The organism is Thermodesulfobacteriota bacterium (assembly GCA_040756475.1).
Classification (GTDB): Bacteria; Desulfobacterota; Deferrisomatia; order Deferrisomatales; family JACRMM01; genus JBFLZB01.
In genome coordinates, this window is the sequence record JBFLZB010000007.1 from 44,275 (window position 1) to 57,893 (window position 13,619).

Sequence of the window (13,619 nt, forward strand, 5' to 3'; positions counted from 1 at the left end):
CGGCGCCGACGGGAGCCCCCATGACGCGTCTGCGGTCCACGGATCGATCCCCGAGCCTCCCCCGCCTCTACCGCGACCTGGCGAGCTGGTTCCCCCTGCTCACGCCACCGGGGGACTACGCCGAGGAGGCTGGGATCTATCGGGAGGCCTTCTTCGCGCTCACGGCGCCCCGGCGGCCGCACACCCTTCTGGAGCTGGGTTCCGGCGGCGGGCACAACGCCTCGCACCTCAAGGCCTGGTTCGAGGTGACCCTGGTGGACCTCTCCCCCGAGATGCTGGAGGTGAGCCGGGCGCTCAACCCCGAGTGCGCCCACGTCGCCGGCGACATGCGCACGGTGCGGCTGGGGCGGCAGTTCGACGCGGTGTTCCTGCAGGACGCGGTGGGGTACCTCACCACCGCGGAGGACCTGCGGGCGGCGGCACGGACTGCCTTCGCCCACTGCGCGCCGGGGGGTGCGGCGCTCTTCTGCCCCGACTTCGTGCGGGAGAGCTTCCGGCCGGGCACCGAGCACGGCGGCAGCGACGAACCCGGCGGGTCCGGGCGGGGACTCCGGTACCTGGAGTGGGTGTGGGACCCGGACCCGGGCGACGACACGTACCTGGCGGACATGGCGTACCTGCTGCGCCACGCCGACGGCACCCTCGAGGCGGTGGCCGACCGGCACGTGCTGGGGCTCTTCCCCCGGGCGACCTGGGCCCAGGCCATCACCGCAGCGGGCTTCGGCTTCGAGGCGCGGCCCTTCGCCCACAGCACGCTGCCTTCCGGAGCCCACGAGCTGTTTGCGGGCCGCAGGGCCGCGCAGGGGAATTCATGAGCGAGACGGCGTCCGCCCTGTCACGGCCGGAGTTTCCCCGCTCCAACCGCTACGACCCGGCCTGGGTTCTGGAGCACCAGATGGGACCGAACCCCCTGTGGCTGGCGGAGTGGCTCTGCGAGGAGCTCGGCCTGGAGCCCGGGATGCGGGTGCTCGACCTGGGCTGCGGCACGGCGCTGACGAGCGTCTTCCTCGCCCGGGAGTTCGGGGTGCGGGTGTGGGCCTGCGACCTCTGGATCGACCCCGACGCCAACTGGCGCCGGGTGGGCGCCGCCGGGGCGGGCGAGCTCGTGTACCCCCTGCGGGCCGAGGCCCACGCGCTGCCTTTTCCCCAGGGCTTCTTCGACGCCGCCGTCTCGATCGACGCCTACCACTACTTCGGCACCGACGACCTCTACCTGGGGTACTGGAGCGGCTTCGTGCGCCCCGGCGGGGTGCTGGGGGTCGTGGTGCCCGGCCTCGTGCGCCCTTTCGAGGCAGGGGTCCCGGCCCACCTCGCCGAGCCCCAGTCCAACGGAAAGGTCTTTTGGGAAGACGAGTGCTGGAGCTTTCACACGGCGGCGTGGTGGCAGGAGCTCTGGAGCCGGTGCGGCAAGGTGGCGGACGTGAAGGCGGGGATGCAGCCCGACGGGTGGCGCCACTGGCGCGATTTCGAGCGGGAGGTGGAGAAGACCGGGAAGAGCCCCTTTCCCTCCGACGCCGAAGCCCTGGACCGCGACCAGGGGCGCTACGTGGGCTTCGTGCGGGTGACCGCACGGCGCTCGGAGAAGGAAAGCCTGAACCTCTACGACGCGGCCCTGGGGGTACGATTCGGGGTCGGGGGGTAGGAGGGGAGCGACGGGGTTCTCATTGCCGGACCGATCGGTCGGATCCCTCAACGCGTGGGGCAGGCGGTGGGTGCGGATCGTGTATCGCCCTTCGGTGCGGCTGTCTCGCCCATTGACCGCTCTGCGTGTCCAGGCTAGCCTGCCCCGGGAAGCACGAATGGAGGTATCCCCCATGAGCCAGATCGTTTTCGATGTGCCGAGCCAGGTCGCGTTGGCCTTGAAGGTTCCAGAAGAGAAGGTGGGCGATGCGTTGCGCATGGCGGCTGCGGTCAAGCTCTTCGAGCTTGGCCGCCTGTCTTCAGGTGCCGCTGCCCGGCTCGCCGGCGTGCCTCGCACCGTGTTCCTGACGCGATTGGCCGATTTCGACGTCGACACCTTCCGTCTCACGCAAGAAGAGCTGGCGAGAGAGACGCGCCTTGCGTGAGGTGATCAGCAACACGTCTCCACTCCAGTACCTGCATCAGGTTGGTGGACTCGATCTTCTGCGCACCCTGGTCGGAACCCTCGTCATTCCCCCGGCGGTGGTGCGGGAGTTGGCTGAAGGCCGCGCCCGTGGCATCGATCTGCCTGATCCCGAGTCCCTTGACTGGATCGTCGTCCGCGTCCCCCGCAGTACACCTGCGCTGCCTCTTCTGGCCGACCTCGGCCCCGGCGAGGCCGAAGTGCTCGCCTTGGTGCTGGAGTCGGCGGGGGCTGTGGCGATCCTCGACGACGCACTCGCCCGGCGAATGGCCGAATCCCTGCATCTTCCGTTGACAGGCACACTGGGGGTACTCGTCGACGCGAAGAAAGCAGGTCTCCTGCATGCCGTTGCCCCTCTCCTCGACTCGCTCGACGCGCTCGGCTTTCGGCTGGCCTCCAGGACCCGGGCTGCAGTGCTCGCCCTCGCGGGAGAGGCACCATAGCCGGGCCGCCGCCCCGCCCCACTCCCTCCCCCGCCTCTACCGCGACCTGGCGAGCTGGTTCCCCCTGCTCACGCCCCCGGGGGACTACGCCGAGGAAGCCGAGATCTACCGGCGGGCCTTCGAGGACCTGGCGGCGCCCCGGCGGCCTCGCACGCTGCGGCCGGGGCGGCGGGGTGCTCTTCATCGGACCGATCGGTCGGATCCGGCGGATCGGGCCGATGGGGCCGATGGAGACGATCCCTGGAGCGATTGCGTGCCCTTGCACTGCGGGAAGGCCGAGCAGCCCCAAAACTGGGAGCCCGGTCGCGGGCCCTGGCGGGCGGTGCGCAGGGCCATGGGTTGGCTGCAGAGGGGGCAGGCCGGCGCCTCGGGGGCGGCATCGGGCCCGGGGGCGCCGCCCTGCCGGCGCCGCTCGGCGATCCTCGCCGCGGCCAGCCGCTCGCTGTAGCCGCCCTCGGTGATGAAATTCCGTTCCAGGCCGGCGATCTGGCGGTCCAGGAGGTAGTTCGCCTGGTGGATGAGGCAGATCACGGCGTTGGCCACCACGGCGGGGTCGCCATGGTCGAGCCAGGGGGCATAGGGGCCGAAGAGGCTTGCCGGGGCGCCAGGGTCAGACCGATCGGTCGGATCGGGCCGATCGGTCGGATCGGGCGGATCGGACGGATGTGAGCGGTCGAAACCCTGCTGCCGCCCCACCTCCCGCACCTGCCGCGCCTCCGGGGAGCTCTTGCCCCAGAGGGGCAGCTTTTTCTGGCGCAGGAAGTCTTCGTAGTCGAGCAAGAGCTCGTCGAGGCTGGCCCGCGCCACGCTTACCAGCCGCAGCTCGGTCTGGCTCGATGCCGCCGAGGCGCGGCTTCCCTCGGCGATGTTCTGGCGGCCGCTGCGCGCGGCCTGCACCATCTGGTCGACCGTGCGGGAGCGCTTGTCGAGGAAGCGGGAGCAGAAGAGGACCGTGGCGTCGTACACGACGGTCGCCGACTGAAAGGACCGCAGCTTCCGGTACCCGCCGCTGGGGCGCAGCTTGGGGGATCCGCCCGGCGCCTGTGGTTGTTCGCCATTTTTCATGCCCGCAGAACCCTCCCCGACGGCTTCCCCCCCTGCGATGGCTCCGGAGCCGAGGTGCGTGGCCTGGCAGAGATGCCGCCAGCCTCGGCGTCTCCCGCCGCAGGCGCCCTCCTATCCCACGCTCTGCGAGGTGTCAAGTCGCTCGGAACTACCGAGCCGTCAGTACGCCCGCACCGCGGTGGCCTTGAAGGAGACGACGGCGTTTCGGCCCACGGTGAGCCCCAGCTCCTCCCAGGACGCGCGGGTCACGAGGGCGACCACGGGCTCTGCGCAGTCCACGACCACGCGGACCTGGTCGCCGTTGATCATCTCGGCGCGCACCACCGTTCCCGCCAGGTGGTTGCGGGCCGAGGAGGGAAAGTCGCCTGTAGCAAGGACGACTTCCCGGGGGCTCACCTCGACGCACGACGCCGTGGGGGGCAGCCGGTGGACCGCCAGGCGCAGGCGCCCCGTGTCGAAGGCGCCGGGCTCCCCGGGCACGGGATGGCCCCGGAAGACGTTGTCCGCTTCCCCTCCCCGCACCGAGCCATCCTCCACCCGCAGGATCCGGGCGCCCAGGCGGCGGGCCAGGCCGAGGTCGTGGCTGGCGAGCACGACCGTGGTCCCCCGTTCCCTGTTGTATGCGGCGACGGCTTCCTCGATGGCCGTCGCGCTCGTCTGGTCCAGGTGGTTGGTCGGTTCGTCCAGCAAGAGGACCTGGGGCTCCAGGGCCAGTACCCGCGCCAGGGCCAGCCGCTGGGCCTCTCCCCCCGAGAGCTGGCGGGCGGGGCGGTGGGCCAGGCCGGCAAGGCCCACTCGCCCGAGGGCCGCTTCGACCCGCGGCCCCCGCTGGGCTGTTGGGACGCCCCGAATCCGAAGCGCCCAATCCACGTTGGCCGAGGCCGAACCGTGGAAGAGGTAGGGGCTCTGGAGCAGCAGACTCACGCGCAGCCGCAGGCTGGCGAAGGCCCTCGGGCGGACAGGCTCCCCGAAGAAGGAGAGCTCGCCCGCCGACGGCTGGGCGAGGAAGGCCAGGAGGTGCAGGAGAGTGGTCTTTCCCGAGCCGTTGGGCCCCAGGAGGGCCGTGATATCCCCCGCGGGGATGGCGAGCTCCGGCATCGAGAGAACCGTCGGCCCGCCGTAGGAAAAGGCGACGCCGTGCAGGGCATAGGCGTTCACGGTGCCCTCCTCTGGATCAGGAACAGGCCGGCGTTGACGGCAAACGCCACCGCCATCAGGACGAGCCCCAAAGCGAGCGCGAGCTCGAACTCGCCCTTGCTCGTTTCGAGCGCGATGGCCGTGGTCATGGTGCGGGTGAAGCCTTCGATGTTGCCGCCCAGCATCATGGCCACCCCCACCTCGGCGATGGTGCGCCCGAAGGAGGCCACCACGGCGGCCATGACGCCGAAGCGGGCCTCGGCCAGGATCTTCCAGGCCGCGGCGCTCCTCCGGGCGCCCAGGGTGCGGATGGTGAGAAAAAGGCGCGGGTCCAGGGCCTGGATCGCGGAGTGGGCGTAGTGGACGGCCACGGGAAGGGCGAGAAGAAACTGGCCGATGATCACCCCTGTGGGCGTAAAGAGGAGCCCAAGCTCCCCGAGGGGTCCCCTGCGACTGATGAGCGCGTACACGAAGAGCCCGATCACCACCGTGGGCAAGGCCATGGCCGTATTCAGGAGCAGGAGAAGGAAGCCCCGCCCCCGGAACCGCGCCAGGGCCAGGCCGAGCCCCAGGGGAATCCCGGCCACCGCCGCCAGGAGCGCCGAGACCGTGGCGATCTTGAGCGACGTCCAGACCACGAAGTAGACCTCGGGGTCGAAGGCCGTCAAAAGCTTCCTGGCGGCGGCGAAGGAGGTGAGGAAGTAGTTCAAGGCTCGCTCGTTGCGCGTGGCGCGTTGCGGGTTGGGGACCTGGCTGGCGTCGGCGGTTCGCTTCTCCAACGCGCCACGGGCAACACGCCACGCGCAGGAACTCTCGTTGCGAGTTGGGGAGCTTCTCGCTGGGGTTGGCGGCTTCTACAACGCGTAGGATTGCTCGTTGCGCAAGGCGTGCTGCGGGTCGAGGGCCTGGCTAGCGACGCTCAGCCACTTCTGCAACGCGCAACCTGCAACCCGCAACCCGCCTCTCCCTACCTCGCGTCCGGGAAGAAGAGCTGCTGGCCGTGCAGGGTGTACCCGGCGATGAGCTTCTGGCCCTCGCGGCTCACGACGAACGCCACGAGCTTCTTTGCAAGATCGTACTTGGCGTGGGGGTGCTTGGCGGGATGTACCGCCATGATGCTGTACGGGTTGAAGAGGACCGGGTCGCCCTCGAAGAGGATGGGCAGCTCGATCTTGCTCTGGTAGGCGATGTAGGTGCCGCGGTCGGTGAGGGCGTAGCCGCGCTTCTCGTCGGCCATGTTCAGGACCTCGCCCATCCCCTGGCCGGCCGGGACGTACCAGGCGCCCTTTGGCTCGACGCCGGCGGCCTTCCAGAGGGCCTTCTCCTTCTGGTGGGTGCCGGACTCGTCGCCCCGGGAGATGAAAGACGCCTTGCCCTCGGCGAGCCGCTGGAACGCCTCCGCGGCGGTCTGGGCGGCCTTGAGTCCGGCGGGGTCGGCCGCCGGCCCCACGACGACGAAGTCGTTGTGCATCACCTTCTCCCGGTTCGCCCCGAAGCCGGCGGCCATGAACTGGTCCTCCAGGGCCGGGTCGTGGGTGAAGACCACGTCCACGTCGCCGTTCTCGCCGAGTTTGAGGGCCTTTCCCGTGCCCACGGCGATCACGTCGACCTTGACGTTGTGGGCCGCCTCGAAGGGCGGCAGAAGCACCTTGAGGAGCCCCGAGTTCTCGGTGCTGGTGGTGGTGCTCAGGCGCAGGCGCTCCTGGGCGAGGCCCGGAGCGGCAAACGCGAGGACCATCAGCGCCGTCATGAACAATGCAGAAAGAACGCGTCGCATGGGTCATCCTCCTGTGTCTGTTCTCGGGGTGAGCCCTGGAAACCCCAGCCGTAGGGCGGGGCTCGCCCCGCCGCCCTCCCGCGGGCGAACCCGCTGTGCGGAACCGCCCGCCCCACGCCTGTGGTCCGTCCCCCCTCAGAACGCCAACTGGACTGGCCAACCCGGAGACCCAGCTGTGGCAGGGGGGTGTAGTCGGCGAACCAATCGAAAAGGGACACGGCGTTCTGGTCGCCCGAGTACACGTTGAGGAAGAGCTGGTACTTGAGGTCCTTGAGGAAGGCGTTGCCGCGAAGGCCCAGCCGGGCCCGCTGCACCGAGAAGTTGCTGCGGTTGTCGCCCTGGTCCCGGTCGTCGAAGGTGTAGCGCACCTGCCCGTACCCGTAGAGTTCCGCCCGGAACCTGCCGTCCGGGGTCGCCCAGGAGAAGCCCCGCCCCCGGTGGGCGGAGACCACGTCCTGCTCCTTGGCGAGCTCCTTTCGCTCCTCCTCCGTGAGGATGCCCTTCTCCACCAGCCGCTGGAGCAGATCCACCGCGGCCGCCGCCGGCTGCGCGGCGGCGCACAGGAGCATCCCCGACACCAGGATCCCGATGACCGCAGGCCTTCTCATGCTCTCCTCCTCTTCCTGTGCGGGATCGCGTCCCGCAAGAATGCCCCGAAGGGGCGACCCCAGGGCGAAAACAGGGAAAGGAGGCGCGGGGAGGGGCGACGCAAAAAAGCCCTCCCCGCGCAGGGGAGGGCCTGTAGCTCGTGCAAGGCACCCTTCCGGTCTCCTTTCCAAGCGCGGGAGGCCGGGGCGTTTCCACCCGGGCCCGTTGGCTGGCGACCGTAGGCTCTCTCGCCGGTAGGCCGCTTCGCTCGGAGACGGGGGCGAACTTACCGGGGCGGCGTGCCCGTGTCAAGTGCGAGCATTCCGGAGCGGCGGCTGGGGTGCGCGGCCCTTGGGCGCGAACGGGCCCTGGCTCAGTGCAGGGGGAAGGGGGGCGCCTGGAGGGAGAGGTCCACGATCTCGTCTTCGGACTCGATGCGGGCGAGCAGGGCGTGGAGGTCGTAGCCGCCGATCTCCACCTTGCCGTCCACGAGCCGGCGCACCGGGGGGGCGAAGCCGCAGCGGGCGTGGAGGCGCAACCGGGGGTGGTCGATGGCTTCACGCAGCCGAAACGACAGCGACGTTCGCAGGAGCTCCGAGTACATGGCGTAGAGCAGGAGCAGGCTCACGTGTTTTCCGCGGGCCTCGGGGCACACGAACAGGAACGTGTCGTCGAAGCAGGTGGGATCGCCGTTGTGGGCCACCGCGTAGAAGCCCAGGGGTGCTCCGGTTTCCGAGGCAGGGCCGTCGTCTGCCGCCGCCTCCGCGACGGCCAGCCCCACCACCCACCGCGCCGGATCGAAGTCCCGGGCATGGGCCGCCTCGCCCGCGGCCTCTGCGATGCGGCGCGGCTCGCCGGGGCCGATGGGGTAGACGCGGTAGGTCTTGCCCCGCAGCCGGTACAGCTTACCGGCCCCTTCCTTCTGGATCAGAGAGCAGGAGACGGGAGAAGGCACGGGGTCGAGGGCGGCATCCATGGAATGGAATCCTGTCAGACACGCAAAGAAGAATGCCAGAAAGATAGCAGAGCGTGCCCGACGTTCCAAGAAGAGCCGAACCCGGCATCTCCGAATCCTACAAGACGCTGTTTGCTTGTCTTTGTTCGGTTCCAATGCCGTCCGTGCGGAACCACTGTATGGACCGAGGCCGTGGGTGGTTCGTCGGACGGCAAGCGCAGCAGCTCCACAAATCCAGGAACAGGCGGCGTTCCAAATGCCATTTGTGCAACCGGACCCGCGGTGGGCTTTGCCGCGGAGCCCTGGCAGGCCTGGAGCTGCCGAAAGGGGGGAGTGGGCGAAGCGGGACGCAGGGGGTGTCTCGGCGGCGGCCGGAGCAGGACTTGCGGACCTGCCCGCGTGCGAAACGCCGTTCTCGATGTCGGGATTCGGGTTCGCGGCGAGCCCGGCGGGACGGAGGTTTCCACTGCGGAGGGGCGTCCCGTCCCGCGGTGGGGACCCGGCAGGGCGGATACCGAAAGGGGTGGGGAGGGGGTACCCCCTCCCCCCCGGCCCGGATCGAATCGCAATCCAAATCACAGCCGACACCCACCGCCTTCGCGGAGCCAGGTGCCTGCCCCCTCACCCCAAACCTCTCCCCCGGGGGGGAGAGGGAGGAATCGGGCTCGCCAGGGTCTCGCGGATGCGGGCGCCGAGCTCTCGCAGCCGGTAGGGCTTGCCCACGAAGCCCGCGGCTCCTTCCTCCACCGTGGCTTCGGCGTGTTCGGCGGGGGAGTAGCCGCTGGCCACCAGGACCCGCGCTGCGGGCCGGATGCGCAGGAGCTGGCGCAGGCACTTCCTCCCGCCCATCCCCGGCATGCCCAGGTCCAGCAGCACGAGGTCCACGGCCTCGGGGTTGCGCCCGAAGACCGCCAGGGCCTCTTCTCCGCTGCGGGCGGTGAGCACCCGGTAGCCTGCGTGGTCGAGGTAGTCGGCGACGACCTCTACGACGGCAGGGTCGTCGTCGGCCACGAGCACCGTGGCCTCCCGCCCGGCGGCGGGAGCCGCCGGGTCCTCCGGGGCGGGGGCAACGTCGGGCGCCTCGGCGGCCGGGAGGAGGAGCCGGAAGGCCGTACCCCGACCCTGGGCGGTCTCGAAGGTGAGGTGCCCTCCGTGGCGCTGCACGATGCCGTAGGTGCTGTAGAGCCCGAGCCCTGTGCCCTGCCCCACGCCCTTGGTCGTGTAGAAGGGCTCGAAGGCGTGCTCCGCGACCTCCGGGGCCATGCCCCTGCCGGTGTCGCTTACCGCCAGGAGCACCCACCGCTGGGCCGGGGGTCCGGCCCCGGAAGGAAGCAGGGGGGAGTCGGCGGCGAGTGTTTCGAGGCGAAACGTCAGGGTTCCTCCGTCGGGCATGGCGTCCCGGGCATTGGTAGCCAGGTTCAGGAGCACCTGCTCGAGTTGGGCCGGGTCCCCCCACACCAGGACCGGATGGTCTGCCCCCTCCTGACGGATCCGGATCATCTTGGGAAAGGTGCGTTCCAGGATCTCGGCGATGCGGCGCACCTCGGCCCCCAGGTCCACGACGTGCCGCCTGGGCTGACCGGCGCGGCTGAAGGCCAGGAGATTCTTCACCAGGTCGGACCCGCGCCGGGCGGCCTCCTCGATGCCGGCGAGGAAGCGGGCCGTGCGGCCCTCGGGGCGCTCGGCCAGGGAGAGCTCGGCATACCCGGTGATGGCCTGGAGGAGGTTGTTGAAGTCGTGGGCGATGCCGCTCGCCAGGGTACCCACGGCCTCCAGCTTCTGGGCCTGGAGGAGCTGGTGCTCCACCTGCCGGCTGCGGGTCACGTCGCGCAGGACGACCACGATGCCGGCCGCCTTTCCCCGGTGGTCGTGGTAGACCGAGGAGCTGAGCACCACGTCGAGGATGCGGCCGTCCCTGGCCAGGCGCCGGGTCTCGAACCCCCGGCAGGGCTGGCCGGCGAGAACCTGGCGGATCGTCTCGGCGGTTCCCGGGGCCTCGGCCTCCGGGACGAAGGGGATGCGCCGGCCGACCATCTCCTCGGCGGTGAAACCGAACGTCTCGGTGAAGGACGGGTTCAGGTAGACCGCGTTGCCCTCCAGGTCGTAGAGGGCCACCGGGTCGGGGATGGAGCGCAGGAGGGAGCGATAGAGCTCTTCCTGCTCCACGGCCTTTCGGTAGAGCTCTTCGATACGCTGGGCCGAGGCGCGCAGGTGGTCTTCTGCGGATCGCCGTTCGGTGATGTCCTCGAAGGCCACCGCGAGCTCCCCCGGGGCCACCCGGAAGGCGCGCACGGCGTAGACGCCCGAGATCCGCTCGTCCTCGTAGGTGACGTGCTCCGATGCCCAGGGCCGGCCGGTGCGGGCCACCTCGCGGTAGGCGCCGGGAATGGCGGTGGCCGCCAGAGGAGGAAACGCTTCCTCGATCGTCTTTCCCACCCGTGCGGCGCAGCGGATGCCGAGGATGGCGTCGGCCGCCGGGTTCCCGCCCGCGAAGACGAGCCGGTCCCCGGGCTCCAGGCGGTACTGGAGGATGCCCCAGGGGGAGGCGTCGACGATGCTCCGGTAGCGCCCCTCGGACTCCCGGAGCTCCCGGTCGGCCCGGTTGCGCTCGGTGACGTCGGCAAAGGAGGCGAGCAGGCACAGGGGGTTTTCCCCCTCGTCCCGGACCAGGGTGGCCGAGACCTCCACCTCGATCTCCCCGCCGTCCCGCCGAACTCCGGTGAGCCCGCCCCGCCAGCTTCCCCCGGCCCAGAGGGCTCTTACCACAGCCTGGGCCGCGCCGGGGTCTCTCCAGAACTCGAGGGACGAGCGCCCCAGCACCTGGGTTTCGTCGTCGTACCCCCACAGGCGCAGGAACGCGGGGTTGACCTGGGTGAGCCGCCCCTGGAGGTCGCCAAGGGCGATGGCTTCGATGGAAGCCTGGATCGCGGTCTCCAGGATGCGGAGCCTGTCCCTGGCTGTGGCGTCGCGGCTGTCTTCCATGTCACACCGAGTGAGAAACTAGGGTTGCCCGGGCAGAGCGGCCCAGCACCCGCTTTCCTCCCCAAGCTCCCCCCGCTCCGAGCTGCCCGCTGTCCGTTGAGAGCTTAGGGCGGACCGCTCCTCTACAGCAGCCCGTCCATCCGCGCGACCTTCTCGATGAGGTCGGTTACGCGTACGGAGTAGCCCCACTCGTTGTCGTACCAGGCCACGACCTTGGCCATGCGGTCCTTGCGCACGTGGGTGAGCTCGGCGTCGAAGATGGCGGAGTGGGGGTTTCCGATGATGTCCACCGAGACGATGGGGTCGGTGTTGTAGGCCATGATGCCCCGCAGCCCTCCCTCGCACGCGGCCCGCATGGCCTCGTTGATCTCCGGGGCGGTGGCCTTCCTTTCGAGCATCACGGTGAGGTCGATGAGCGAGCCGGTGGGCACGGGGACCCGGAAGGCGATTCCCTCGATGCGCCCGTCGAGCTCCGGGATCACGAGCCCCAGGGCCTGGGCCGCCCCGGTGGAGGTGGGGATGATGGAGAGGGTCGCCATCCGCGCCCGCCGGAAGTCCTTGTGGGGGTAGTCGAAGAGCCGCTGATCGTTGGTGAAGGCGTGCACCGTGGAGAGGTACCCCTTGGCGATGCCCCAGTGCTCGTGCAGCACCTTGGCCACCGGCGCCGCGCAGTTGGTGGTGCACGACGAGTTGGAGATGATGGTGTGGTCCGGGCCGATGACGCCGTCGTTCACGCCCATGACGATGGTCGCCTCCAGGGGATCCTTGGAGGGTACGGTGAGGATCACCCGCCGGGCGCCCGAGCGCAGGTGCCCCTCGAGCTGGGACACCTTGCGGAAGACGCCGGTGGACTCCACCACGTAGTCGACGCCGTAGTCCCTCCAGGGAAGATCCAGGGGGTCGCTGCTGCGCTTGCTCGCGCCGCTGATGACCTGCATGGCGTCGCCGTCGATGACGAGCTTGTCGCCCTGGAGCTCCACGTTGCCCGGGAACCGGCCGTGGATCGAGTCGTACTTGGTGACCATGTACAGGGCCTCGATGTCCGCCAGGTCGTGGAGTGCGACGAAGTCGAAGTCCTTCTTGTACTTCTTGGCCGCCCGGAGCACGAGGCGGCCGATGCGGCCGTAGCCGTTGATGGCGATGCGCACTGCCATGGACGTTCCTCCTGTGGGATGGAAGAAGGGGGCGGCGAGGCCGCAACCGCGGCCAGCCTACCCAGGATCGGCCGGACCGCAACCCGAGTTGAGGCGCCGGCCCTCCCGCCGGGCGGCGCGGCGGGGGCTCTTACGGATCGTGTGGGTGGATCCGCTGGTGAGCGAACCCCGGCGTCTCGGCGCGTAGGGGCGCACTGCGTGCGCCCGGAGGGTTCGGGGTGGGTCCGAGCGCGGGCGCACACTGTGCGCCCCTACGGGTGAACGGCCGTATTCCCGAGCTCTCAGCCGCTACGCGAACCCACACGGATCGGAACAGCGCCCCCTTACGGGGGCGGGCGCAGCAGGCGGGCGGCGGCGTCGCCGATGGCAGCGGGTTCCAGCCCCGCGGCGTGGAAGAGCCCTCCCCAGGTCGCAGAGCCCTTGCGGACGGCGGCGAGGGTCTGCACCGGTGGGGTGCCCGTGAGCCGGAAGAGGAGCGCCCCGGCCACGGTCTCGGCGTCCGACGCCCCGGCGGCCCGCAAGGCCTCTAGTTCTGCCGGAACCGCTGCCAGGCGCTCGGCGGCAACGGCGTCGACCACTGCCGAAGCCAGGAGGGCGTCTGCCCCGTTGCGCTCCAGGAAGTCCGGGAACGCGCCCCCCAGGCGCTCGGGAGCCACCCCCAGGGAGCCCAGGGCCTCCCCCCAGGTGCCGGCGCGGGCCCGGGCGTCGAGGAGCTCTGCCGGGCGCAGGCCGGTGCGGGCGGCCGCAAAGTGGGCCAGCCACAGGTCCTCGTTGGCCGCGCCCGTCATCTTGGCCTGCACCACGGACTTCTTCTCCAGGCCGAAGACCGCCGCCAGCACCGAGTTCTGGGCGGTGGCGAGCACGTAGGGGTCCGCCGCGGCGGGTCGGAGGGGGTCGAAGGACCGGTCGCGGAAGCAGTGGCACGAAACGGCGGCCGCCGCCTCGAAGGGGACGGCGGCCAGGGGCACGAAAAGGGCCAGGGCGAGGAGTCGGGTACGCATCGGGCCTCCGCGGGTTCCGGGTTCACGGGTTGCGCCCAGGGTGCCCGTTGCGCGCAGGCGCCGGCCATGACCGGGGTCAAGGGTCGTGGGTTCTCCACGCCCCACGTCCAACGAGGCGGCGTGTCAGACCGTCGAGGCATGGGCGGGCCGGGGGCCTCCCATGCGGCGGCGCAGGATCCCGTGAGCTCTTCAATGGTCCGTGGCCTTCCGGCGATGGAGGGGAAGAGCACCCTGTGTCCGCTGCGGCATCGCCAAAGCCGCCTGCGCCGCCTCCGGGGAGACCCCCGGCCCGCCCCCCGAACCTTGCGCGGCCACCGGCGGGTCCAGCGAAGCGGACCCATCCTCGCCAGGGAGAACCTGGACGCATTGTTCGAGATTCCAGGTCCTGAAGGATTCCTGGGTGGCGGATCCCG

General features: G+C 70.5%; 13 protein-coding genes and 1 riboswitch. Of the genes, 4 read left to right on the forward strand and 9 right to left on the reverse strand.

Going from position 1 to position 13,619, the window contains the following annotated elements:
- Positions 1–20 precede the first annotated feature (20 nt).
- The 4 genes from AB1578_02120 to AB1578_02135 all read left to right on the forward strand — a co-directional run bounded on the left by AB1578_02120 (position 21) and on the right by AB1578_02135 (position 2,547).
- The gene (locus tag AB1578_02120; GenBank protein ID MEW6486694.1) at positions 21–815 is read left to right on the forward strand and encodes a class I SAM-dependent methyltransferase; all 795 of its coding nucleotides are present in this window, start codon (positions 21–23) and stop codon (positions 813–815) included.
- Entirely contained in the window at positions 812–1,642 is an 831-nt protein-coding gene (locus tag AB1578_02125; GenBank protein ID MEW6486695.1) for a methyltransferase domain-containing protein, read from the forward strand. The genes AB1578_02120 and AB1578_02125 overlap by 4 nt, the downstream gene beginning before the upstream one ends.
- Before the next feature lie 172 nt (positions 1,643–1,814).
- Positions 1,815–2,066, forward strand: a complete 252-nt coding sequence (locus AB1578_02130) for a UPF0175 family protein (protein ID MEW6486696.1) — start codon at positions 1,815–1,817, stop codon at positions 2,064–2,066.
- Position 2,067: 1 nt separating this feature from the next.
- A complete protein-coding gene (locus AB1578_02135) occupies positions 2,068–2,547 on the forward strand; it encodes a DUF3368 domain-containing protein (protein ID MEW6486697.1) in 480 nt (159 codons plus the stop codon).
- 180 nt (positions 2,548–2,727) lie between these two features.
- On the opposite strand, the gene AB1578_02140 is transcribed toward AB1578_02135, so the two are convergent.
- From AB1578_02140 to AB1578_02180, 9 genes are all read right to left on the reverse strand, one after another.
- Positions 2,728–3,612, reverse strand: a complete 885-nt coding sequence (locus AB1578_02140; GenBank protein MEW6486698.1) for a four helix bundle suffix domain-containing protein — start codon at positions 3,610–3,612, stop codon at positions 2,728–2,730.
- A gap of 159 nt (positions 3,613–3,771) precedes the next feature.
- Positions 3,772–4,770, reverse strand: a complete 999-nt coding sequence (locus AB1578_02145; GenBank protein ID MEW6486699.1) for an ATP-binding cassette domain-containing protein — start codon at positions 4,768–4,770, stop codon at positions 3,772–3,774.
- Positions 4,767–5,459 (reverse strand): ABC transporter permease, encoded by a 693-nt coding sequence (locus AB1578_02150; GenBank protein ID MEW6486700.1) that lies wholly within the window; start codon positions 5,457–5,459, stop codon positions 4,767–4,769. The genes AB1578_02145 and AB1578_02150 overlap by 4 nt, the downstream gene beginning before the upstream one ends.
- Positions 5,460–5,716: 257 nt before the next feature.
- Positions 5,717–6,526, reverse strand: a complete 810-nt coding sequence (locus AB1578_02155) for a substrate-binding domain-containing protein (protein MEW6486701.1) — start codon at positions 6,524–6,526, stop codon at positions 5,717–5,719.
- Entirely contained in the window at positions 6,496–7,134 is a 639-nt protein-coding gene (locus AB1578_02160) for a hypothetical protein (GenBank protein MEW6486702.1), read from the reverse strand. The genes AB1578_02155 and AB1578_02160 overlap by 31 nt, the downstream gene beginning before the upstream one ends.
- 144 nt (positions 7,135–7,278) lie before the next feature.
- A riboswitch (molybdenum cofactor riboswitch) is annotated at positions 7,279–7,400 on the reverse strand.
- 87 nt (positions 7,401–7,487) lie between these two features.
- Positions 7,488–8,090 (reverse strand): GNAT family N-acetyltransferase, encoded by a 603-nt coding sequence (locus AB1578_02165; protein ID MEW6486703.1) that lies wholly within the window; start codon positions 8,088–8,090, stop codon positions 7,488–7,490.
- A gap of 600 nt (positions 8,091–8,690) precedes the next feature.
- Positions 8,691–11,051, reverse strand: a complete 2,361-nt coding sequence (locus AB1578_02170) for a PAS domain S-box protein (protein MEW6486704.1) — start codon at positions 11,049–11,051, stop codon at positions 8,691–8,693.
- Positions 11,052–11,173: 122 nt separating this feature from the next.
- Positions 11,174–12,205 carry a type I glyceraldehyde-3-phosphate dehydrogenase gene (gap, locus tag AB1578_02175; protein ID MEW6486705.1) on the reverse strand — a complete coding sequence of 344 codons (1,032 nt, stop codon included), beginning with the start codon at positions 12,203–12,205 and terminating at the stop codon, positions 11,174–11,176.
- A 323-nt stretch (positions 12,206–12,528) separates the two neighbouring features.
- Positions 12,529–13,206 (reverse strand): hypothetical protein, encoded by a 678-nt coding sequence (locus AB1578_02180; GenBank protein ID MEW6486706.1) that lies wholly within the window; start codon positions 13,204–13,206, stop codon positions 12,529–12,531.
- Positions 13,207–13,619 lie beyond the last annotated feature (413 nt).

Excerpts from the sequence above, each read along its gene's own strand:
- AB1578_02120 (MEW6486694.1), top strand. The coding sequence starts at position 21 with ATGACGCGTCTGCGGTCCACGGATCGATCCCCGAGCCTCCCCCGCCTC.
- AB1578_02125 (MEW6486695.1), top strand. The coding sequence starts at position 812 with ATGAGCGAGACGGCGTCCGCCCTGTCACGGCCGGAGTTTCCCCGCTCC.
- AB1578_02130 (MEW6486696.1), top strand. The coding sequence starts at position 1,815 with ATGAGCCAGATCGTTTTCGATGTGCCGAGCCAGGTCGCGTTGGCCTTG.
- AB1578_02140 (MEW6486698.1), bottom strand. The coding sequence starts at position 3,612 with ATGAAAAATGGCGAACAACCACAGGCGCCGGGCGGATCCCCCAAGCTG.
- AB1578_02155 (MEW6486701.1), bottom strand. The coding sequence starts at position 6,526 with ATGCGACGCGTTCTTTCTGCATTGTTCATGACGGCGCTGATGGTCCTC.
- AB1578_02160 (MEW6486702.1), bottom strand. The coding sequence starts at position 7,134 with ATGAGAAGGCCTGCGGTCATCGGGATCCTGGTGTCGGGGATGCTCCTG.
- AB1578_02165 (MEW6486703.1), bottom strand. The coding sequence starts at position 8,090 with ATGGATGCCGCCCTCGACCCCGTGCCTTCTCCCGTCTCCTGCTCTCTG.
- AB1578_02170 (MEW6486704.1), bottom strand. The coding sequence starts at position 11,051 with ATGGAAGACAGCCGCGACGCCACAGCCAGGGACAGGCTCCGCATCCTG.
- gap (MEW6486705.1), bottom strand. The coding sequence starts at position 12,205 with ATGGCAGTGCGCATCGCCATCAACGGCTACGGCCGCATCGGCCGCCTC.
- AB1578_02180 (MEW6486706.1), bottom strand. The coding sequence starts at position 13,206 with ATGCGTACCCGACTCCTCGCCCTGGCCCTTTTCGTGCCCCTGGCCGCC.